Source organism: Xenorhabdus entomophaga (genome assembly GCF_037996725.1).
Taxonomy (GTDB): Bacteria; Pseudomonadota; Gammaproteobacteria; order Enterobacterales; family Enterobacteriaceae; genus Xenorhabdus; species Xenorhabdus khoisanae.
The window spans coordinates 1-223 of record NZ_JBBMXH010000539.1; the positions used below are offsets into that span (position 1 = coordinate 1).

A 223-nucleotide genomic window follows, 5' to 3' on the forward strand; every position below is an offset into this window, starting at 1 on the left:
CGCCCAGCTTCCCAGATACACCGAGCCATCCGGCAACTGATGCCAGATATAGTCTTCAATGGCAAAGACCTGCCCCAGATTCCCCAGTAGCTGGTAGCCTGTCCCATTGTGTGTGTAGTGCGGGATAGGTTTATCCCTATAAGGTGCGTCCGGTAAGATAAACGTCAGCCCGCTGTGTTCCTGCAACCAATCCACAATCTGGCGCAAAGTGGGATGCTGAAAC

The 223-nt window shown here is 53.4% G+C and carries 1 pseudogene; it reads right to left on the reverse strand.

Going from position 1 to position 223, the window contains the following annotated elements:
• A pseudogene (locus AAC854_RS23985) lies at nucleotides 1-223 on the reverse strand (hypothetical protein); the annotation flags it as partial.